The following is a 21,874-nucleotide window of genomic DNA, read 5'->3' on the forward strand; positions in this document are numbered from 1 at the left end:
AAATGAACAAGACAGTTCTTGCCGTCGCCGCGTTCGCGGCGGTGATTCTGGCTGGCTGCTCGGAAGAACAGACAGCCGAAAAAGTTCCGCGGCCGGTCCGCACTGTGACCGCACATCTGCAGGATGCTGGCGAAACCATCGTCCAGACCGGTGAGGTCAGGCCCCGGACGGAAACACCAATGAGCTTCCGGTTAGGGGGTCAACTGACGTTCCGCGTGGACATTGGAAAATCGGTAAAAGCCGGTGACGTTGTTGCCCGGCTCGACCGCGTCCCGAGTGGAAACGGTGTTCTGTCAGCGAAGGCTGACCTCGCGACAGCCAAGGCAGATCTGGAATTGGCTGAGGTTACTGCCGAACGCAATCGCGCTCTCTTCGACAAGAACGTCGCCTCGAAGGCCCAACTGCAGCAGGCGGAAGCGACGTTGGCCACTGCCCGTGCAAAGCTTGCGGCTGCGGAAGCTGCTCTTTCGAATGCCGAAGACACCTTGTCATACACGGATCTCAAGGCAACGCTGGACGGAGTTGTTTCGGCCGTTGGCGCCAATGAAGGCCAAGTGGTCAATGCAGGTCAGACGATCGTGACAGTGATTTCAGATGCCGAGCGTGACGCTGTATTCGATGTACCGGAGAAACTCGTCGGAATGGATCTTGGTGATCCCGTTGTGGAGGTCACCTTGCTGTCCGACCCTTCCGTCAAGGCAAGCGGTCGCGTTCGGGAAGTCACGCCATCGGCCGATCCAACAACTCGCACGTACCGTATTAAGGTGGCGCTGGATGAAGCCGGCCAGAAAATGCAGTTTGGGTCCGCAGTGACGGGGTCGCTGATTCTCAACGCGAAAAAGCTGGTCCAACTTCCTGCCTCGGCGCTGACGGAAAACAACGGAAAGGCCGCCGTCTTCGTTCTCGACCCCGCGGCAAAGTCTGTCAGGTACCGCGATGTCCGCGTCGAGCGGTATGCGGATACGACAGTTCTCGTGGCTGAGGGCCTTGCTGAGGGAGAGCTTGTTGCAACGTCCGGTGTCAGCAAGCTGCGCGATGGCGAGGCTGTTCTGCTCGAGCAAGGGAGCATCAAATGAGCCAGACCCCTTCCCTCAAACACAAATTCAATCTGTCAGCCTGGGCGCTGAAGCACCAGTCCTTCGTGATTTTTTTGATGATCGCCACCATCTTGGGTGGGGCCTGGAGCTATCAGCGTCTTTCGCGCAACGAAGACCCACCGTTCACCATCAAGACCATGGTGGTGTCGGCTGTCTGGCCGGGAGCGAGTACGACGGACACCGTCAACCTCCTGACCGACAAGCTGGAAAAGAAGCTATCGGAAACCCCCTATCTCGATTTTACCCAGAGCTACACCCGTGCCGGCCAATCCGTCATCATGGTGAACCTGCGCGACAGCGCTCCGCCCGCGGAGGTTCCCGACGTCTGGTACAAGGTCCGCAAGAAGATCAACGACATCGTTCCCACCCTGCCGGCTGGCGTTCAGGGTCCGTTTTTCGATGACGAGTTCGGCGATACCTATGGCAGCATTTACACTTTCACCGCAGAAGGATATTCGTCGCGGGAGCTTCGCGATCGCGTCGACGCTATCAGAGCGGAACTTCTGACGCTGAAGGATATCGGCAAGGTCAATCTCCTGGGAGTCCAGGAGGAGGAGATTGTCATCGAATTCTCTTCCGCCAAGCTCGCGAGCCTTGGTATAGACCCGTCCGCGGCAATCGAGGCGATCCGGGCGCAGAATGCTGTCGCCCCGACCGGGACGGTGCGCACCGACGCTGAAAAAATCTCGCTGCGGGTCAGCGGGGCGTTCGCTTCGGAAAAGGCGCTCCACGACCTCACATTCCGGGTCGATGGCCGTTACGTGCGCTTGGAGGACATTGCCAGTGTTTCACGCCGTCTTGTTGATCCGCCGGCGCCGAGCGTCCGCGTCAACGGCGAACCGGTCATCGGCCTTGCGGTTTCGATGGCTCAAGGCGGCAATCTGTTGGATTTTGGCGAGTCGGTTAAAGCGATGATGGCCGATATCGCCCAGAAGCTTCCACATGGCATCGAAGTCAAACAGGTTGCGGACCAGACGACAGTGGTAAAGGAAGCCGTCGGCGGATTCGTCAAGGTTCTAATCGAAGCAATCGTAATCGTGTTGGCCGTGTCGTTCGTGTCGCTTGGAACGCGGGCGGGCCTTGTCATTACGGCCTCCATTCCTCTTGTTCTCGCAATGACCTTCTTTGGCATGGACATGGCGGGTATCGGTCTGCAACGAATTTCCCTTGGGGCGCTGATCATTGCCCTGGGTCTGCTGGTCGACGATGCAATGATCACCGTGGAAGCGATGGTGTCGCGGTTGGAACACGGGGATGAAAAGGCGAAAGCCGCCAGCTATGCCTACGAAACGACAGCCTTCCCGATGCTGACCGGCACACTCGTGATGATCGCCGGGTTCATTCCTGTCGGCTTTGCCGCTTCCAGCGCCGGTGAATACACTTTCTCGTTGTTCATGGTCGTCCTGATCGCGCTTGTCGCGTCATGGATTGTCGCCGTTCTGTTTTCACCGCTGCTCGGTACCTGGATATTGCCGGACCGCATGGGCCACGGCAGCCACGAGGGTGGACGGGTGATGAGAGCTTACCGCAAATCACTCGACTGGTCGCTGACCAATCGCTGGCTGACGCTCGTGGTCGCCGTGATTGCTTTTGGGCTCTCAATCTTTGGCATGGCCAAGCTGGAAGAACAGTTTTTCCCTGCCTCTGATCGACCCGAACTTTTGGTCAGCCTGACGTTGCCGCAAAACGCGTCGCGCGAGGCGACGGACGCGCGTGCCAGGCAACTCGAAAAAATACTGAAGGCTGATCCGGATATAGACCACTTCACCACCTATGTGGGTTCCGGCTCAATCCGCTTTTATCTTCCAATGGATGTGCTGTTGGAGAACGACAACGTTTCCGAAACCGTCGCCGTAACCAAGGGTATCCATGAGCGCGATGCTGTTCGCAAGCGCCTGGAGCAGGCATTCGAAACCGATTTTGCAGATATCGTCACGCGAGCCTCTCCGCTGGAGCTCGGCCCACCGGTCGGTTGGCCCCTCAAGTTTCGCGTCCTTGGACCGGACTATCAACAGGTGAGAGAATTGTCGCTGAAGGTCGCCAATGTCATCGGCGAAGATCCGCGAACACGCGACATCAATCTGACGGCCGGCGAACCGCAGCGAAGCGTGACCGTCATGGTCAATCAAGTCGAGGCACGCTCGCTTGGGATGAGTTCGGAATCGATCGCCAGTGAGATCGCATCGGTCTTCGCGGGTACGACGGCGACCACGGTCCGCGATGGCGATCGCCTTGTGAATGTCGTCGTAAAGGGGATTGAGGCCGACCGGACCTCTATCGCTACGCTCGGCAATCTCGAGCTTCGCACGTCGAACGGCGCATCCGTTCCACTCCGGCAAGTCGCAACGATTGCCTACGGGCTTGAAGACCCAATCGTCTGGCGCCGGCAGGGCAAACCGATGATCACTGTCCAGTCCGATGTTCTTCAGGGCATACAACCCGCGACCGTTACGGCTGCTATCAATCAAAAGCTCGATGAACTGCGGGCATCGCTACCCATGGGCTATTCCATCGAAACGGGCGGTGTTGTCGAGGAATCGCAAAAAGGCAGCTCCTCGGTGTTCGCAGTCCTGCCGGTGATGTTGTTCGTCATCGTTGCGCTGCTGATGGTACAACTGCAGAGCTTTACCCGCATGGGGCTCGCCATGCTGATGGCACCCTTCGGACTGATCGGGGTCGTCGCTGCGATGTTGCCAACCGGGACGCCGATGGGCTTCGTGGCGCAACTCGGCGTTATTGCGTTGGCGGGCATGATTATCCGCAATGCGGTGATCCTGATACAGGAAGTTGATGAAAATGTCGCCAGAGGCCAAGCGCCGCTGGATGCGGTGGTCGCCGCTTCCATCCATCGCGCCCGCCCTATTGTTCTGACAGCCTGCGCCGCGGTTCTCGGCATGATCCCGATCGCCGTCCAGATATTCTGGGGGCCAATGGCGTATGCCATCATCGGTGGTCTTGCGATTGCCACCGTACTCACGCTTCTTTTGCTTCCCTGCCTGATGCTTTGGCTGCTCAGGGCCGAAGGTAACAAAAACGCCCGATCCGCGTCCGCGCCGGCGCTGGACAATGGAGCTCCAGCAGATGCCCGATAGGACGCCGCTTGCCATCCTCCACGCCCCCTCTGGAACGGTAATTGGCGCCCGCGCCGCCTCTCTCTCTCCTCTGGTCGGAGGCGGCGGCGCACCTTTTTTCCGCAGACGTAGTGTGGCCAGACTGAGTCTGTTTCTATTGACGGCAACACTCCTTACGGGGTGTGGCCATCGACCCGACGTGATGGTGCCGGTCCCGGTTTCTGAAGCCCAGACGGAGCGGGTGGACATGTTGGTAGCAACGACCCGCCAGCCCTCTGACAATCCGGCTCTGCGCTATACCGGAGAACGCGGTGAAGACCTGCGTGTTGACAATATCGTCGTGTCTATCCCGCCGGAAAAAGACCGGCAGATTGGTCAGGTCCAATGGCCGGACCGTGGCAAACCAGATCCGCGTCGTTCCTTCGTTACGGTTAAGGCGGATCTTCTGAACGACGATCAGGTCATGCCCTGGTTTCAAAAGACAAGTCACGGCAAAAAGCGCGTGCTCGTGTTCGTTCATGGGTTCAACAACGACTATTCCGAATCCGTATATCGCTTCGCGCAACTCGTCCACGACGCGCGCATCGACGCAGCGCCCGTTCTGTTCACGTGGCCGTCACGCGGGAATGTGCTCGATTACGTCTATGATCGCGAGAGCACCATTTATTCGCGGTTCGGCCTCGGCGAGGTTCTGAAAGCTGCTGTCGATAGTCCCGATGTCTCCGATGTGACCATCCTTGCCCATTCGATGGGGACCGGACTTGCGATGGAAGCCCTGCGGGACATGGGGAAAAAATACCGGAAAGTCCCCTCCAAAATTCGCTCTGTCTTCCTGGCGTCTCCGGATATTGATGTCGATGTATTCCAGCGGCAAGTTCTTGAGATGGGCGACAAGCGTCCGCAGATTACCATCCTTTCGTCCCAAAACGATCTGGCGCTCAAGGTTTCGACCTGGCTTGCGGGCGACGTGCAGCGTTTGGGAGCCACGGATTTCCGGCCTTATGAAAAATTGCTGAAGCAGTACGGGATCACTGTGATCGATGCGTCCGATGCCAAGCAGGATGATGCTCTTGGACACAGCGCATTTGCACAGAACGCCGATATTCTGAAAGCGCTTGGAAACACATTCCTGGCCAAACCAGAACCTGGTCGTGGCGGATTGCTGCAGGCGGGAGTGCTGAGCAACATCGCTGTCGCGAAAGTCACACCATGAATTCGACGACCGCAAAGCCGTGGCGAACGTTGACTGAAAGTCGGATGACCGATTTACGGCATTCCAGCTGCGCGGCATCAGGGTATCGCAGGATCAGACGACAAGCCAATGAACGAAGTCCAGAAACGCACGAACTCTGGCGAGCATCGGGCTGACGCCGTGGTGATGGTCGATTCCCCGCTACTTTGGGCGGCATTGTCGAGATCGCGACCGCTGAGGATCTCTACACCCGGCCCCAGTATCCCTATACCAAGGCGCTCCTGTCGGCCGTACCCTTGCCCGATCCGGACGCCGAGATGGAGCGCAGCCGCATCCTCCTGCAGGGTGACGTGCCAAGCCCGATGGACCCACCCAGCGGCTGTCGTTTCCGCACGCGATGCTGGAAGGCGACCGAAGCATGCGCCCGGCTGGAACCGGCATTGAGACGGCACAGCGACGGGCACTTCTTCGCCTGCCATCATCCCGAAGACGAGGCCCTTGGGCTCGCTGGAATTCAGTGATGCGCTATCGTGATTTTCTGCTGCTGATGGGCGTCTGCTTTATCTGGGCCCTTAATGTGATCGTCGGCAAGGTCATGCTGAGCGATTACGCCGTCCCGCCTTTCTACGATGCCGCGATCCGTTTCTTTGGCGTGGCGATTGTCCTTTCCCCCCTGCTTCGCCCCGTTCCGCAGCGCGTACTGCAGGTCGTGCTACTGGTCGGCGCCAACCTTTTCCGCTTCCTGTTTCTGGGCCTTTCTGCCGCTTCGGCCTTGAGCGCCGCGATCGTGTTGCAGCTGGGCATCCCGCTGACCGCAATGCTCTCGGTGCTGTTCCTCGGCGAGCAGATATCCGCCATGCGGATGGCCGGCATTGTCGGTGCGCTCTCCGGAGTGATCACTGTCATGTGGAACCCAGGAAACATGGCGGCGTCGATCGGCCTTGTCGCCATCGAGATACTGATCGTGCGCCGCAAGACCTTTACCTCACGACATTTCAAGCGACCCATAAAACTTCGACGACAATCTCCAAAAGCGAGAGCGAACAGTCCGCAACGCTCACTGACATTGGTCCGATTGCCGCCGTTTTTGCCTGGGTGCCAGTTGCTGGAACGCCTCAGAACGCGATATTCCAGCGTAGCCAGGTCGATGTGCCTTCCGATCGGTTGCGGGCGGCGAATTCGCGGTCGACGTGGACGTAGAACTCGCCGTAGTCGCTCAAATATCTCGCTCCGATACCGATGGCCGCTACTTGCCCGCGCAAGCCGTTGGCAAATTCCTGAAGGGCCTGGTCCGAAGCCGGTTCGGAAATCTTGTCATCGGAAAGCTGTTTGTAGTAGTAGCCAGTCAGTCCGACTTCGAACTGTGGCGTGAAGTTGTAACCCACCGAGAAGTCAAGGCCGAGTTCGTCGCCGCTGCGATAGTCCGCACCCATTGGATTGAGCAGCGAAACCATGGCATCCTTGTTCTTGCTGCTGGTGACGTAAGAGAAAGTTGCGGTCGCTTCCCATCCCTCGGGGTCAATATATCCCAGCGATAGCTGGGGCTGGTAGGCCCAGGTGTTGCGGCCGATGTTGATCGGCGCTTCCGCGTCATATTTGCCGGTGGGCAGGTAGAAGCCCTGCGCGAGCGCAACGTGGAACTTTCCTTTCTCCCAACCCACAATCAGAGGCTGGAGCAGGATATCGGCGAGCCCGCTTTCCCGACCGACTGCGCCTCCCACCTCCTGACGGATTGTCACCAAAGGCACCACCGCGCCAACTGCCAGCTTTAAATCCCAAAGTTCAAATGGGGTCACATAAACAAACTGGTTGTAGTCAATGACGGCGTCGAGCTTCAGCCCGGGGGCTATATTATCCCCATTGCCGTCGTTTATCCGGTTGGCGTGGTAGTAGTTCACATAGGTGCTGTAATAGAAACCGGGCTCCGGGATAACCGGCGTCTGGAAGGTTGTGCCACCCAGCATGATATTGCTGCCGCCGCCCTCTCCAGCGTAAGTTGCCCCGGTTGCGGCCATGAGACCAAAAGTTATCGCTGCACTAAATATCCCCGATTTCCGCATTGATGTCCCCTTTTTGGTCGTCGCGGTTATTGTATGCCCTTGCCGATTTTGGCGAGGTAACGTTGTTTTCCAACCATTCCCTTCTTCTCGAAGCGCGGTAGCAGACGGGCGATCGACCATGGAAAAGCAGAGACGATCCGCGACAGAAGACCATCCCCGTAGGGCACATAATATTCTAGCTTGCCTTCCCTGATCGCGCGCATGATCGCGTTGGCGACCGTCTCTGGCGACAGTGGTTCTGCAAGAAAATTCAGGGGCGATCCGCCGTTGCGAGCCTCCATCTGGAGCATCGGCGTATCGACTGACGAGGGATAGATGCCCGACACCTTAATGCCGCGCTCCTTCAGTTCGAGCGCCAGTGAAATGGTAAAACCACGTAGACCGAACTTGCCTGCGGCGTAGACCGAGCTGTCCTTGAGCGGAAGGATCCCCGCCATGGAAATCACGTTCACAACGTGACCGTTCGTGACCATCAACGGCAAAAAAGTATTCAGCACCCGCAGTGGACCGAGCAGATTGATCTGCATCTGCTTTTCGATAGCGTCCGCTTCGGCCTTGATGAAAGGCCCCGGCACGATGAAGCCGGCATTGTTGACGATCACATCCAAGCTGCGGACGGCAATACCCACCTCTTTCCGCGCTTTCGCGACCGAATCGCGATCCGTCAAGTCGCATATGACGGGCGTCACAGCGTCGCCGAACCGGGCCTTACATGCCTCAAGGCTCTGGGCGTTGATGTCGAGCATCAGGACCTTGTATCCCTGAGCGACAAGGCGCTCCGTCAGAACTTGACCGATCCCGCCAGCGGCTCCGGTGACCAATGCGGTCTTGTCTTTTGTTTGCTGCAACTTGCTCATTTACGAACCTCCGAAACGGGATTGCCTTTTTGATCTGACTTGTCCGCGGCCGGCTTGCGGCTGTGCGCTGAAAGGGAATGGATGTTGGGGCTCGGCCGGCGCAGATCGGCGTAGAAATTGTCGTCCAGGTCGGGCCAGCCCAGCTTTCGCCGAAACTCCGCCATTAGCCGCTTGAAGGTGTCGGTGTGGACGTAATTGGCGTGCCGCGGCGAGTCGATGTAGGCCTTGCCGCCGCGCAAGTCAGGGAAATGATGGGCGCGCTGATCATCAAGCCAATTGCGGGCAGTTCCCGTTTCGGTAGCGTGAATGTCAGCGACGATGAGCTGTGCCATTTCGTCAAAGCGACGATAGGCGGCATCAGCAAACTCGGTGAAGCCCAGGACATAGAGACCGCTATGGCTGCGATGGAGCACGTTGAGATAAAGCTGTGGACGCCCCCCCTTCCATTCGAAAATGGAAGGGTTGAAGAACGGCATCCCGTATTCGTAACCGGTCGCCAGCAAGACCAGGTCGATCTGTTCTTCCGTGCCGTCCTTGAACAGGACAGTGCTGGTGCGGAACTCGGCGATATCGGGTTTTGCGTGCAAATCTCCATGTTGCAAGTAGTGGAGGATCTGCGTGTTCATGATCGGGTGGCTTGCCAGCGCGTCATGGTCCGGCTTTGGGAGGCCTAGCCGCGTGAGGTCGCCGTTGAGCGTATCCAGCATCGCATTGGGATCGGTTGACAGCGAGACACCCTTTGGCGGCAGGACCTCGCCGCTCATCAGAACGTCGGTCGGTATGCCGAAGAGATGCTTCGGCACGAAACGGTAACCACGGCGCACACTGAACAGGGCCCGGTCGGCAAACTTGGCGGCATCGCAGGCGATATCCACGCCGGAGTTACCCGCGCCGACGACCAGCACACGCTTGCCGCGGAATTCGTCTGGCCGTCTGTAGGAGACCGAATGACGGATCTCGCCTTTGAAGCTCTCCATCCCAGGGAATTTCGGGATGCTCGCGTGCCAAGTGACGCCCGGGCAGGCAACGACACCGGCATAGGTGCGCACCTCCCCTGTCGACAGGGTCACTTTCCACCTGCCGTCAACAGGTTCGGCCGAAACCACGCTTGTATTGAAGGTGATATGGTCATGAAGACCGAAGGCACGCGCAAACGAACGAATATAGTCGAGGATCTGTCTGTAGGAAGGATAGTCCGGGTAGTGATCCGGCATCGGGAAACCATAGAAGTAGGAGGTCCACTTCGACGAGATAAAATGGGCGCTTTCGTAGATCGGCGTTCCGGGGTTCTCGGGATCCCACAGCCCGCCCACGTCCGAGTGCTTTTCAAAGCAATCGAACGGAATTCCTTCCTTGACGAACGCGCGTGCCATGATGAGGCCGGACGGTCCCGCACCAATGATGCAGTAGTGATTTTCATAGGCCGTTTCGACTGCCGTCCGTTCCTCGACGTGGCGATACTCAGCCCCGGCAATGCGGGCATATTGGTTCGGCCGCCGTGCTTTCAGCCACAGCGAATAAAGAAGTGCGGCAAGGGCCAGCGGCAGGAACAGCCACGGCAACCCGTTGACGAACGCATTGTCCGTGCCCGTCAAGGTCCCATAACTTGCAATAACCAGGACGAGGCAAACCGTGAGGTTGACCGCGGCAACCAACGGCATGATCCGCGTTGCCAGCAGCGAACCCCGTCCTGTTTTCACGAAGAAGCCAAGCACAGCAAGCGAGGACGCGATCTGCATCGCAATGATGCCGATCGTGCCGAGTCCTATCGTCGACGAAGCGATGCCGACATAGGGGGAAACACCATAGGCCCCAAGCCCCACCACCACACCGAGCTCCAGCGTTGTCATCACAATGCTGGCGACATGGGGGGAATGGAACCGTGGATGATATTGTCCCAGCGCCGCCGGCAGCAGATGGTCGCTCGCCAGGGCGAAGAAATAGCGGCTGGCCGCATTATGGACAGCAAGGAAGCTCGCCAGAATGCTCGCGACAAGGAGAATTCCCATTGTTGCCGTCAGGCCCTCGCCGCCGTAGGCGGTCGCGAGTGTGAACAGCATGTTGCCCGATTCCTGCCGCGCGAAGTCCTCAATCGGTGCCGTGTTGATCGAGCCGATGATGATCCACAATGAGACGAGATAGAAGACAACGATCGTTGTAAGAGCAATGAAGGTGGCTCGTGGGATCGACCGGCGCGGATTTGGGGTTTCCTCGCCATAAAGCGCCGTGGCTTCGAAACCGAGAAAGCAGACGATCACGAAGGGAATGACGGCGCCAATTCCAGGATTAAGGACATTCGCTGACGACCAGATGTCCAGCGGTAGCGCCGCCAACCCCTTATTGTAGAGAACGAGAAGGTCGAAGACCAGAAGTACGCCGAACTCAGCGATCATGAAGTATTTCAGAACGCGGGCGGACATATCGATCGAGCGGTAACCAAGTAACGCTACAAAAAGGATGCCGGCAGTGGCGCAGGTTAGCCAGGGAAGTTCGTACCCCACCTCTTTTGAAAGGAGCGAGGCGAAGTAACCGAAAGCCGCGACCATTCCCATGGCATAGGCCATATAGGCAAAGCTCGCCGCGTAGGCTGCAACGACGCCGATCGGCCGGCCTAACCCCTGTCCAACTTGCGTATAGAAGGCACCCTTGCTCACGATTTCTCGGCTAAGCGCGGAATAGCCGGCCGAAAAACAAAGGAGTGTCAGCCCAACGAATAGAAAGGCGGCCGGCATCGAAAGACCGAAGCCTGTCGTCAGAGCGAGCGGGCTATTACCCACCATTGCCGCCAGTGGGGCGGCAGCAGATATCACCAGGATGACGACGCCACCTGTTGAAAGCGATTTTTTCTTCTTCACGGCAGCCGGATAGGCTACCGCGTTGCGGTCTGTTATTTGCATAGTGCAGTTCCCCTTTGACCTGCTATGTCATATTTTTGTTAATTCGAGCATTGATCGACTTTTGTTTTATGTCAATACCGATCATTGATCGAATCTTAAGATGTCTGGAAAGAGGAAGTCAGTGTCAAAATCTCGTGCGAACAAGGAAGACATGAACAACCGAACAACCATGCGAAGCCTAGGGGTCCAGGCACGCAGTCGCGAGCGTGTCGAGCTGTTGCTTTCGACAGCCGAGGTATTGATCGCTGAAACGGGCATCGAAGGCTTGAAAATGCGCGAGCTCGCTCGTCGCGCATCGTTGCCTATCGCTTCCGTTTATCATTATTTTCCGTCAGTTAGTTCCGTTGTGCGGGCCTTAGCTATGAAGCATTTGTCCGAGCTGCGCGATCAGATAGTCCAAGCGATGTCGCACCTGCCAACAGCACCGGAAAACAAGGACGACCGCGCGGTGGTAGCTGCCGCACTTGTGACTGACATGGCGCGTTTTTTGCTGCAATCACCGGTGTCAGCAATCATCTGGGACAGCCTGCGAGGCAATCCTGAGCTTCGCGTTCTTGATATGAAGGACACGGAATCCAATGCGCAGCTCTTGCGCGTCCTCACTATCTGGGCGGTGCCAACCCTTCCAGAGGACGAAGTCGACCCCACAACGCTCGTTATCCTCGAAGCAATTCAGGGCAATCTCATCCGGATTATGCATTCGGAACCTGAAGACAGGGAAACGCTGGTGACGACACTTGAGCGTGTCGTTGCGGCGACACTTCGTGGATTGCAATGAGCGGAGGAGGTTACAGCTGAAAAGCACAGAAGTTGCCCTTCGCGATCTGCATCAATTTAGCCTTTGTTGTAAAGTGAAGCGGTTTCTGTGACTGTTCGATGGGCTAACTTCATTCGCTGAGGTTGTCCGGGTGGATTGAGACTTCCGGGCAAGCGACAGCAGTTCGCGCTACTCTCTCTTGATGGCTCGATAGCCTCAAGCTTTTGATCTCAAACATGTTTCTCAAATCAAATACTGTTTTGGGCTTCTGAACTGTTGATTTCGTTGCCATGACGATTGTCTTTCGCCCCGCCGATGCGTTTCTGAGCGGCTGATTTTTCTATTACCTATGGGATGGCAGGGGCACTATCGGCCCCTGTCATCTATGCCTTCAACTCACAGGAACCGGCTGTTTTTTCGACACGGATTTAATCGCAGCAAGTGCAATCGCCAGAGCGTTGCGAGCATCAGCTCCTGTTGGTGCATTCTGAACAACGCCGTTACGAACCGCATCGACAAAGGAAGCAAGCTGCGCCGTATAGGCCTGAACGAAGTGGTCCGTATCACGCCGCCATGTGTCGTTGGATACGCCAGTAGCGTCGAACAGCGTCATGCTAGAACGTCGTACGTCGCCCATAGCAACCATTCCGCCGGAGCCGAATACTTCGCCGCGAATATCGTAGCCGTACATTGCAGAGAAGTTTGCTTCCGCAACCGCGATCGAGCCGTTGTCAAAACGAATATTGACGACGGCGGTATCGAGGAAGCCTGTATTGCGTGCGTCCGAGCGAACCAGCGCATCTGCCATTGCAAACACTTCGACAGGCTTTGCGCCGGGGTTCAACCAAAGCAGGGTGTCGAAGTCGTGGATCAACGTTTCATAAAAGATGGTCCACAAAGGAATCCTCTCTGGGTCGCCGCCGAACGGACCAGGATCACGCGTTAGCGACCGGATGAGTTGAACCGCGCCGACCTTTCCGGCATCGATCGCTTCGCGGCCTTCGGCAAATGCCTGGTCCCAGCGACGATTAAAACCGACCTGCAGCGGAACGCCTGCGGCCTTTGCGGCTGCAATGCCGCGGTCCGCATCTTCAAGCGTGAGCGCCATTGGCTTCTCGCAGAATATCGCCTTGCCGGCCTCCGCAGCCTGCACGAGGATATTGGTGTGAAAGCGTGCGGGTGTCGCAATGATGACCGCATCCAGACCGGGGTGAGAAAGCATTTCTGCAACGTCGGTGTAAGAAGCGTCGGCGCCCAGCCTCTCCGCAAGCTTTGCAGCGGCTCCGGGGGCGGGGTCGGCGACGGCTATCAGCTCCGCGTCCACAAGCCTTTTTGCGACACTCTCACCATGAAACGAACCGATGCGCCCTGCCCCGATAAGTCCGACGTTGACTGTTTTGACCTTGGTCATGATTTTTAGTCCTGTTTTTGAAATCAGAGAGTGAAGGCTTCGCCGAAGGCAGCGAGCGCGGTGTCAGCATCTCCGGATGCCCATGCTTCCATCCCGATCGGGCCGGAGTAGCCCATGTGGCTCAGGGCTCTTGCGATCCCCTTCCAGTTCACTTCGCCGGTGCCCGGCTCAAATCGCCCGGGTACATCGGCCACCTGAATCTCACCGATCCACGGCAGGCTCCTGCGGCAAAGTTCGATCAGGTTCCCCTCACCGATCTGCGCATGGTAGAGGTCCAGGTTCAAACGCAGGCGCGGATGGTCGATGCTCGATACGAGTGCCAACGTGTCTTCGGCGCGCCCGAACGGAACGCCGGGGTGATCGACGGGAAGATTGAGGTTTTCCAGCGTGAAAACCACGTTTTCTTCTTCCGCGAGGTCGACGATTCGGCGTAGCGTATCCTGAGCCTTCAGCCACATGGCTCCCGTGACGACCTCGACAGGCTGAATCGGTAGTCCACGATCCCCGAGGCCAGTGCCGTGAAGGTTGAGGCGCTGCACGCCAAGGCGTTTACCGATCTGAGCTGTTTCGCGCGCGGTTCTCAAAAGTTCGGCTGCACCTTCTTCATCCGTAAGACGCCCGGTCAGGTAACCGTTCATAATTGTGAAGGTCGCACCTGTGGCTTCGAGCTTGGCGATGTCGTGCTCTGGCCAATTCCAGAGGCCCACGCCAAATCCCTGCTCCTTCAATCGGGAAGCGCGCCATTCGATAGGCTTGTCCCGCCACAGCATCTCCGCGCAGGCGGCTAACGGAAACGGGGTGTTATTCGTACTGCTCATTTGGGGTGGTTCCCTGGATTTTGGATATGACTGTCCCAAGGCCCGGCGAACGCGCCGGGCCAAAATTCATGTTTCCAAGTGTCTTCAAATGGTGCCGCCCAGCTCCGCGGAGATCGACTGGAGTTCTTTGCCGCCGGCCATCAGGTTCTGCAGGCCATCGAGGCTGATTTCATGTTTGGCAAATGTGCCAAGCGTCTTTCCCCTGTTCAGAGCTGTAAAACGGTTGCCGACGGCATAAGCATGTCTGACGTTGTGGGTAATGAAAATCACGCCCAGACCTTTGCGACGAACCTGATCGATGTACTTCAGGACCATCGAGGTTTGTGCAACACCGAGTGCAGATGTCGGTTCATCGAGAATGAGGACTTTCGCCCCGAAATACACGGCGCGTGCGATCGCCACGCATTGACGTTCGCCACCGGAGAGCGTGCCGACGGCCTGCCCGGGTTCACGAACATCGATGCCGATTCTCTTCATTTCTTCGCTGGTCACGCGATCCGCGAATTCCATGTCCATGTATTTGAACGGACCGAAGCCCTTCAACGGCTCGCGCCCCATGAAGAAGTTTCTAGTGACAGACATCAGCGGGATCATCGCCAGATCCTGGTAGACGGTAGCAATCCCGGCATCGAGCGCGTCTCTTGGCCCGGTAAAGAGATGTTGTTTCCCCTCGACGAGGAAGTCGCCGGATGTCGGTCTGTGAACGCCGGCAAGAGTATTGATCAGAGTTGATTTTCCGGCTCCGTTATCTCCGAGGAGGCACAGAACCTCTCCTGCGTGAACACTCAGCGAAACGCCGTTGAGTGCGATAATCGAGCCGAAGTGCTTGACGAGGTTCTTGACCTCGACGAGTGGTGTCTGGGTCGTGCTCATCAGCGTTCTCCCGTCACACGCTTGCGAATGATGTTGTTGAAAATAACCGCAATCAGCAGCATCCCGCCGAGGAAGACGAGGTACCAATCCTGGTCGATTGACGTGTAGGTGAGACCGATCAGGACCATGCCGAAGACGATCGATCCGAAGAACGCACCGATTGCCGAGCCATATCCTCCAGTCAGGAGACATCCGCCGATGACCGCCGCAATGATGGCTTCGAACTCCTTCTGGAATCCCCGTCGTGCGTCCGTTGAACCCGCATCAAGCACGGTGAGGATCGCGACAAGAGTGGCACACATGGCGGTAACAATGAAAAGGGTCGTCTTTACGCGCGCGACGGGAACACCCGACTTGCGAGCTGACTTCGGGTCGCCTCCGGATGCAAAGATCCAGTTTCCAAACCTCGTGCGCAGCAGAACCCAGGTCGCGACGAGTGCAATCAGCACAAACCAGAGGATTTCTACGGGGATACCGGGGACTTTCGGCGTTCCATTGGGGAAGGTCTCGATGACGCCTGCACTGCCAAGCCACGTGAAGAGGCCCGGGAAGGCATCGCCTGAAAACAGCGGCGCAAGGGGACTGTCCGCCACAGCTTCCCTCATGCCGCGAAGCTGTGTTGAACCGCCGCTCGCCCACTTCAGTCCGACGAGCGTGAGGCCACGAAGAATGAAGAGAAACGCAAGCGTTACTATGAACGATGGAAGTCCGGTGCGCATGGTGAGCTGGGCGTTGGTGACACCGATGACCACGGCGAAAGCAAGCGCGATCAGGATCGCGACGCTGAGCGGCAGATTAAGGACCACAAGGGCCGTGCCAAAAACTAGCCCTGCGAACGCGACCATCGAGCCGATCGACAGATCGAATTCGCCGCCGATCATCAAGAGTGCCGCGCCAACCGCAAGAATCCCCAGTTGAGCAGCTGGCGCCATGAAGTTTACAACGCCTGCAAGTGTGAACATGGCAGGGTTTGCGGTCAGCATGAAGAATGTTGTGACGAGCACCAGTCCTGCGACTGCGCCGAGTTCCGGACGTCGCGCGAGCGCGGTCAAAGTCGAAACCTTTTTCAGGCGCTCGTCGGATCGAGTCGGGGACCCGTTCTGTTCGTTGGCCAGCGTCATGGTCGTACCTCAGATGTCAGTTGTTTACGTGCGCCGTCGGCTGCCGTTCACGCTTCACGCGGATCGGATGTCGGGCGATGAGGGCAGCCCCCGCTGGAGGTGCGGGAGCTGCCGGATGGGTCCCGCTCAGCGTATACCCTGGGAGGATTTCTCAATCACCGAAGCGGCGGTATCCTTCTCGACAAAGCTCGGACCCGAGGCAACGTTTCCAGCAGGAATCGTGCCATATCTTGCATTCAGCGCGAGGAATGTGACTGGCAGATATCCCTGGAGATAGGGTTGCTGATCCACGGCAAAAAGCGCCTTGCCTTCCGAAACAGCCTTCAGGAAATTGGCCGAGAGATCGAAAGAAGCGACCTTAACCTTGTCGCCATTGCCCATCTTCTCGACAACAGCAACCGCTCGCTCACCGACGAGCGGTGCCGACAGGCCAAGCACGACATCGACAGAAGAATCCGAGGTTAAAGCAGCCTGGATCTTTGATTCAATTTCCGCCGGGTCGGCGGAAGTCGGCAGGACCGTTACCTTTCCACCTTCGAAGCCCTTGGCGGTACCTGCGCAGCGCTGGTCAAGGGCGGCATTTCCCACCTCCTGGTTTACGCACAGCACATGCTTCATGCCGAGAGACTTGAGTTTTTCGCCGACCTTGGCCCCTGCGGTAAGTTCGTCCTGGCCAACATGAAGCTTGATGCCAAGCTTTTCCGTTGCGGCAATGCCGGAGTTCATGGAAATGACGGGGATACCCGCCGCGATGGCCTTGGCAATCGCCGGGCCTAGCGCATCCGGATCGGGATTGGAAATTACAATGCCCGCCGGGTTTTGATTGACTGCGGCCTCAATGAGCTGAGCCATTGCGACCATATCGAAGGTCTCGGGTGCCCGGTAGTCAACCTTGGCATTGATGTCCTTGCCGGCCTGCATCATTCCGTTTTTCACGATCGACCAGAAGGGGTCAGAAGCTTGTCCATGAGTGACGGCGATGATGCTGGGCTGCTCCTCGGCTTTGACGCCAACCGACCAAGCGCCAATCAGTGACACGGCAATAGCCGCAGAAGCGAAATTCTTCCAAATGGATTTCATTTTTTCCTCCTCAATGTCACCCACTCCTCTGAGTGACGAATTCGAATGCTACCGGGTGCAAATGTGTTTGCTACCGGGTGCAAGCAGGTGCATGTTATGTCAGAATGCGTTAAAAGCAAGCATTCATTTCACTGAATCAAAAAAATGGAATTTATGTTCCATTACCGGAGAGTTTATGCGGAAAAGAGCAACGGCTAAACAGGTGGCAGATGCGGCGGGAGTCTCCAAGTGGACCGTGATACGAGCTTTCACACCGGGAGCTTCGATTACCGACGAAAGCAAGCGGAAGGTACTGGAGACCGCTGCAGCTTTGAACTACACGCCGAACCTTCTTGCACGAAGCCTTGCTACCAACTCGACGGGGCAGATCGCTGTCTTCGTGGACGACTTTTCCAACCCGCAAAAGCTTCCTTTCCTTGAGGCGCTTACCGAGAAGCTCCAGGCCGCAGGCCTGGTCGTGATGCTGATCAATATCAATAGCCACTTTAACCATGTGAACGCACTTCTCCATGCGGACCAGCGTCAGGTCGATGCCATCATTCTGTTTGGTACAGCGTTTCGCGACGAAACCCTGACAGACCTGCAGCACGGACGCGGCATGCCGCCTATGTTCGTGCTTGCACGTGACAGTCAGATCGACGGCGTGCCAGCGGTTGTCTGCGACGCGGAACTTGCTCTCAGGGAGATCGTCGACCACCTTCATGCGCAGGGATACAAACGCCCGGGCTTCATGAGCGGTGCTGCCGCTTTGTCCACGGCTTTAAAAAGAAGCCATTACTTCACGGAGTTCTGGGCAGAAAAAGGAATCCAAAACATCGTCCAAATGAGCGCGGAAAAATACAGTCTGGACGCTGGTGCGGCCTCGGTGAGGAAGTACTTAAGCGAGACTTCACCGCAAGATCGCGTCGATGTGCTAATGTGCGAAAACGACATCCTGGCAATGGGCGCAATGGATGAGATCCGGGCAAACTTTCGCCTTCAAGTTCCCGAAGATATTGCGATAGTGGGTTTCGACAACTACGAGATATCCGGTTCGTTCGGATACGGCATTACCACCTACGAGCAACCGCGCGACGAAATGATTGATGCAATTCTGAATATGATCAAGGGGAGTTCGGCTTTGAAGACGGTAACTCTTCGGGGAGAGCTTGTCGTTCGACGCTCAACTTAAACGCTGTCGACTGATCACAGTTGACTATTCTTTAGGACCATCCGATCGGAACGTCACAAAGTCGCGGCGAAGCTTGGGTGTCATCCAAACTGGATTTCATCAACGAGGCAGGCATGCAGTGTGCGTACCGACCGCCTTGGACGGAATCGAGCCGTCGACCTGCCACTACTTCAAATGCGAACTGGCAGATAACCGCGCCAGATCAAGTACCTGGCCCACTTGGAATGTCGGGAAGGGTGTCGTGCGGGGCTGTCTGATTTTGGGGTGTCACAGGTAAGAGTGAACATCGACGGATCTGCTGCCTTGTCCGAGTTCGGCCATTGCGGCATCGGCGTCGATGGTCGCTGAAATGGCCTTGCCCAAACCGAGGGCGCACTTGCAAAAAACGTCGAGCGAGCCATTCATGGCCTCCGGGCTGCCATCGCCTCATGGCCAGATCTCGCTGCCCACAACGCCCTCGGATATCCACTATGGTCGCTGAGTTGAAGACGTTTCCATCGTCAGGAGACGTCTTCCCGAGTGCCGCCGCCGTCAGGCAGGCAGCTTCATCTGCTTGCGCAGGCTCTTGTCGAACGCGCTTGCGGGTACGAAGCGTCGCAGGAAATGCAGTTGCCGCGCCGCCTTGGTGGCGGGGTAGCGCAACTTCGGAGACTTTACTGTCGCCGCCTTCACGACGGCTTCCGCGACAAGCTCCGGCGCATCGCCTGCCTTGATGGCACTGTTCCACACGGCTTCCGTTGTCTTGCGGCCCGCATCGTAGACGCTCGTCATGCGGTCGGGCTGTTTCGCGTTGTGGTCAAGCGCCGTGTTCGTAAAGGCAGGCTCGACCAGGAGGACCCTGATACCGAGCGATCTGACTTCGTGATCGAGAGACTCCGAGTAACCCTCGACGGCATGTTTCGTGGCGGTGTAAAGCGCGCTGAACGGACTGGGAATGAAGCCAACCACCGAACTGATGTTTATGATGCGCCCGCTACGCTGCCTGCGCATGATCGGTAGGACCTCGTTAGTCGTCCGGACGATCCCGAAGACGTTGAGATCGAAGATAGCCTGCGCCTGTTCAACGGATGATTCCTCGGCGCCACCGATGAGAGCCCCGCCCGCGTTGTTAACAAAGATGTCGATACGGCCCGTGCGGCTGACGACTTCGGCGACCATTGCAGCCACCGAAGCGCTGTCGGTCACGTCGCATTCAAGCATCGTGATCCCCGCGACCGTCCCCGACCTCGCCTTCCGACTGGTTCCAAAGACCTGGTAGCCGGCCGACACCAGAGCCTTTGCCGTGGCAAGACCGATTCCGGTTGCCGCGCCGGTGACGACGGCGACGCTACGATTGTTCGTGTTCATTTCAATTCCTTTCGTTCGCCCGATACAGGGCGGCGTTGATGACGCGGGAGTTGCAAGTGGTCCCCGCGAGGTCGAAGTGTCATGAGTTGGAGCGGTATCGCGCGGCGGGTTCGGAGTTGCTAAAGCCTGCGGCCAAGACGCCGCGCGCCTGCTCGAAGGCATCCCATGCGGCGACGTCGGGCACGGGCGGGATCGTCACCAGCTCCTTCCGGTCAAACCCGATCAGCGCCGCGTCGACGAGGTCTTCCACTTTCATCAGGTTCTGGACACGGTTGATGTCACCTCCTGCCCGCTCGAAGATTTCCGTACGTGTCGCGGCGGGCAAGACAGCCTGGACGTATACGCCCTTGGAAGAGACTTCTGCGGCTAGGCTCTGCGACATGGTCAGCACATAGGACTTGGTGGCGGCATAGATGCCGTGGGAATATTCGGGTAAAAGCGCCAGCACCGAGGCGATGTTGACGATCGACCCGCTGCCCCGTTCCACCATGCCCGCGATTACCGCGGAAGCCAGTAGCGTCGGAGCGACGACGTTGAGACGAAGCAGTGTTTCCATCGCCGCAGGATCGGCCGACGTGAATCCGCCGAGCAATCCTGCCCCGGCGTTGTTGACGAGAATGTCGATAGACGGCTCTGCCTTCAGGCGTTCGGCGACCGTGCCGAGTTGCGTCGGGTCTGTAAGGTCGGCCGTGATGTTCTCGACGGCGATGCCATATGTCTGGCGAAGTTCGGCGGCCAGCGTTTCGAGGCGATCGGTCGCCCGGGCGACGAGAACGAGGTCGTGTCCCCGAGAGGCTAGCCGTCGTGCGTAGACGGCGCCGATACCGCTGGACGCTCCGGTAATGAGTGCGATGGTCATAGAGGTTCCTTCCGTCGGTCGCGTGACGGCCGATAATTGGTGGCATGAGGAGACATGGGGTTTGCGGACTCAGCCGCGATGCTTGATGTGAAGCATGGGATAATGCTCGTAGTGGCCAGCGCCGTTTTGCACGATCGGGTCAAGCGAGGTCAGCGCCTCGATATTTTCGTCGTCTTCAATCTGATAAAGCGAGACGCCGTAACCGCCAGCGGGGTCCATGACAGGCCCGTGCGCCACGATTTTACCTTCCCCGAGAAGCCTGTCGAGATAAGTGCCGTGCTGGCCCATCCAGGTCTTTTCGTCGGTCGTCATCGTGGCGAGGAAATCCGGGCGCGGGGGTATGTATTTGCAGAGATAGAACTTCATCGTCGTCTTCCTGATGGGGATTGGGCACCGGCTGTTTTCGACGGCCAACAGAAATTTACGCTGGAATGTCGATGGATAAAGGGTTACTATCATTTTAAGAGTAAGTCACTACCAAAATGAGATCAACATGAAAAATCTTTCGGACCAGCCATGCCTCATTGCCCGGAGCCTTGCTCTCGTAGGCGATGCATGGAGCATGCTGATCATGCGCGACGCCCACGCCGGGTCCACGCGGTTCGACGAGTTTCGCAAAAACCTCGGAATTGCGCCTACACCGCTGGCGACACGTTTGGCTGCCATGACGGAAGAAGGACTTCTCGAAAAGCGCCGCTACTCGGAACGCCCACCTCGCGACGAGTATGTCCTCACCGATGCAGGGCGGGACTTTCTCCCGGTCCTTTTCGCGCTCGCGGCGTGGGGCGGAAAGCATCGCGGCGGTGGCGAGTTCACCCGCTTCTTCGATGAAGGCTTGGGCACGGAAATCGAGCCGGTGATGATCGATAGAACCACGGGCGAACCCATCGGGACGCGTCCCATCAAGATCGTGATGCCTGGCTGACGTCGATCTATGGCGATCTTTTCACTTGGTGCTTCCGCATGTCACCGCTTGCTTGAGCGCACGGCGGCCCTCACAAGCACGTCGGTCGAGAACAGTATCGTGGACACGAGGACTGCGACTGACAGAAGCCCTGCCATTCTCTCCGAATAGCGCACCGTCTCTGTGTCGACCGACTTCGCTGTTGAGTAATAAAGATGGTCGTCCGGTAAACTGTCGTGCGACAGGATGTGAACCCGTGCACCCGCCGGAAACGGAAATTATTTCCGCGTAGTGGCCACCGGAGCCAATCCGAACATATTATCGGGTAAGCGTCGATCTTGGTTCAACACCCCCCTAGA

17 protein-coding genes and 2 pseudogenes are annotated in these 21,874 nt (G+C 57.6%); 8 read left to right on the top strand and 11 right to left on the bottom strand.

What is annotated here, in order from left to right; all coding sequences use genetic code 11:
- Window positions 1-2 precede the first annotated feature (2 nt).
- The 5 genes and pseudogenes from ACQZ5Y_RS17710 to ACQZ5Y_RS17730 form a co-directional block, all read left to right on the top strand.
- A complete protein-coding gene (locus ACQZ5Y_RS17710; RefSeq protein ID WP_174051349.1) occupies window positions 3-1,076 on the top strand; it encodes an efflux RND transporter periplasmic adaptor subunit in 1,074 nt (357 codons plus the stop codon).
- Entirely contained in the window at window positions 1,073-4,189 is a 3,117-nt protein-coding gene (locus ACQZ5Y_RS17715; protein WP_174051347.1) for an efflux RND transporter permease subunit, read from the top strand. Before ACQZ5Y_RS17710 ends, ACQZ5Y_RS17715 begins: the two co-directional genes overlap by 4 nt.
- Entirely contained in the window at window positions 4,179-5,381 is a 1,203-nt protein-coding gene (locus ACQZ5Y_RS17720; RefSeq protein ID WP_174051345.1) for an alpha/beta hydrolase, read from the top strand. The genes ACQZ5Y_RS17715 and ACQZ5Y_RS17720 overlap by 11 nt, the downstream gene beginning before the upstream one ends.
- 185 nt (window positions 5,382-5,566) lie before the next feature.
- Window positions 5,567-5,881: pseudogene (locus tag ACQZ5Y_RS17725) on the top strand (oligopeptide/dipeptide ABC transporter ATP-binding protein); the annotation flags it as partial.
- Between the two features lie 26 nt (window positions 5,882-5,907).
- A pseudogene (locus ACQZ5Y_RS17730) lies at window positions 5,908-6,255 on the top strand (EamA family transporter); the annotation flags it as partial.
- A gap of 220 nt (window positions 6,256-6,475) precedes the next feature.
- On the opposite strand, the gene ACQZ5Y_RS17735 reads toward ACQZ5Y_RS17730, so the two are convergent.
- Genes ACQZ5Y_RS17735 through ACQZ5Y_RS17745 form a run of 3 tightly spaced genes read right to left on the bottom strand, consistent with a single transcriptional unit; the run spans window position 6,476 to window position 11,174 of the window.
- Window positions 6,476-7,420, bottom strand: a complete 945-nt coding sequence (locus ACQZ5Y_RS17735) for a SphA family protein (protein WP_174051341.1) — start codon at window positions 7,418-7,420, stop codon at window positions 6,476-6,478.
- A 26-nt stretch (window positions 7,421-7,446) separates the two neighbouring features.
- Window positions 7,447-8,277 (bottom strand): SDR family NAD(P)-dependent oxidoreductase, encoded by an 831-nt coding sequence (locus ACQZ5Y_RS17740; protein ID WP_174051339.1) that lies wholly within the window; start codon window positions 8,275-8,277, stop codon window positions 7,447-7,449.
- Complete coding sequence (locus tag ACQZ5Y_RS17745) at window positions 8,274-11,174, bottom strand: amino acid permease (RefSeq protein ID WP_236763185.1); 2,901 nt, start codon at window positions 11,172-11,174, stop codon at window positions 8,274-8,276. Before ACQZ5Y_RS17745 ends, ACQZ5Y_RS17740 begins: the two co-directional genes overlap by 4 nt.
- A 151-nt stretch (window positions 11,175-11,325) precedes the next feature.
- On the opposite strand from ACQZ5Y_RS17745, the gene ACQZ5Y_RS17750 reads away from it, so the two are divergent.
- The gene (locus tag ACQZ5Y_RS17750; protein WP_174051337.1) at window positions 11,326-11,952 is read left to right on the top strand and encodes a TetR/AcrR family transcriptional regulator; all 627 of its coding nucleotides are present in this window, start codon (window positions 11,326-11,328) and stop codon (window positions 11,950-11,952) included.
- Window positions 11,953-12,322: 370 nt separating this feature from the next.
- Here ACQZ5Y_RS17750 and ACQZ5Y_RS17755 read toward each other — a convergent pair whose 3' ends face one another.
- The 5 genes from ACQZ5Y_RS17755 to ACQZ5Y_RS17775 form a co-directional block, all read right to left on the bottom strand.
- Window positions 12,323-13,342: a Gfo/Idh/MocA family oxidoreductase gene (locus tag ACQZ5Y_RS17755; RefSeq protein WP_174051335.1), complete on the bottom strand. Its 1,020-nt coding sequence runs from the start codon at window positions 13,340-13,342 to the stop codon at window positions 12,323-12,325.
- 23 nt (window positions 13,343-13,365) lie between these two features.
- Window positions 13,366-14,160, bottom strand: coding sequence for a TIM barrel protein (locus tag ACQZ5Y_RS17760; protein WP_174051333.1), 795 nt, complete (start codon window positions 14,158-14,160; stop codon window positions 13,366-13,368).
- Between the two features lie 84 nt (window positions 14,161-14,244).
- Window positions 14,245-15,033, bottom strand: coding sequence for an ATP-binding cassette domain-containing protein (locus ACQZ5Y_RS17765; protein WP_174051331.1), 789 nt, complete (start codon window positions 15,031-15,033; stop codon window positions 14,245-14,247).
- Complete coding sequence (locus ACQZ5Y_RS17770; protein WP_065662701.1) at window positions 15,033-16,154, bottom strand: ABC transporter permease; 1,122 nt, start codon at window positions 16,152-16,154, stop codon at window positions 15,033-15,035. Before ACQZ5Y_RS17770 ends, ACQZ5Y_RS17765 begins: the two co-directional genes overlap by 1 nt.
- A gap of 126 nt (window positions 16,155-16,280) precedes the next feature.
- Window positions 16,281-17,234: a sugar ABC transporter substrate-binding protein gene (locus ACQZ5Y_RS17775; protein ID WP_019565640.1), complete on the bottom strand. Its 954-nt coding sequence runs from the start codon at window positions 17,232-17,234 to the stop codon at window positions 16,281-16,283.
- A gap of 175 nt (window positions 17,235-17,409) precedes the next feature.
- Between ACQZ5Y_RS17775 and ACQZ5Y_RS17780 the strand changes: the two genes are divergently transcribed.
- Window positions 17,410-18,405: a LacI family DNA-binding transcriptional regulator gene (locus ACQZ5Y_RS17780; RefSeq protein WP_174051327.1), complete on the top strand. Its 996-nt coding sequence runs from the start codon at window positions 17,410-17,412 to the stop codon at window positions 18,403-18,405.
- Window positions 18,406-18,936: 531 nt separating this feature from the next.
- On the opposite strand, the gene ACQZ5Y_RS17785 is transcribed toward ACQZ5Y_RS17780, so the two are convergent.
- The 3 genes from ACQZ5Y_RS17785 to ACQZ5Y_RS17795 all read right to left on the bottom strand — a co-directional run bounded on the left by ACQZ5Y_RS17785 (window position 18,937) and on the right by ACQZ5Y_RS17795 (window position 20,977).
- Entirely contained in the window at window positions 18,937-19,752 is an 816-nt protein-coding gene (locus tag ACQZ5Y_RS17785; protein WP_174051325.1) for an oxidoreductase, read from the bottom strand.
- Between the two features lie 79 nt (window positions 19,753-19,831).
- The gene (locus tag ACQZ5Y_RS17790) at window positions 19,832-20,611 is read right to left on the bottom strand and encodes an SDR family NAD(P)-dependent oxidoreductase (protein ID WP_174051323.1); all 780 of its coding nucleotides are present in this window, start codon (window positions 20,609-20,611) and stop codon (window positions 19,832-19,834) included.
- 69 nt (window positions 20,612-20,680) lie between these two features.
- Complete coding sequence (locus ACQZ5Y_RS17795; protein ID WP_003519127.1) at window positions 20,681-20,977, bottom strand: YciI family protein; 297 nt, start codon at window positions 20,975-20,977, stop codon at window positions 20,681-20,683.
- Between the two features lie 127 nt (window positions 20,978-21,104).
- Between ACQZ5Y_RS17795 and ACQZ5Y_RS17800 the strand changes: the two genes are divergently transcribed.
- On the top strand, window positions 21,105-21,536 hold the full coding sequence (locus ACQZ5Y_RS17800) for a winged helix-turn-helix transcriptional regulator (protein WP_025591175.1): 432 nt from the start codon (window positions 21,105-21,107) through the stop codon (window positions 21,534-21,536).
- Window positions 21,537-21,874: the final 338 nt, after the last annotated feature.

The organism is Agrobacterium sp. A3-95 (assembly GCF_053521785.1).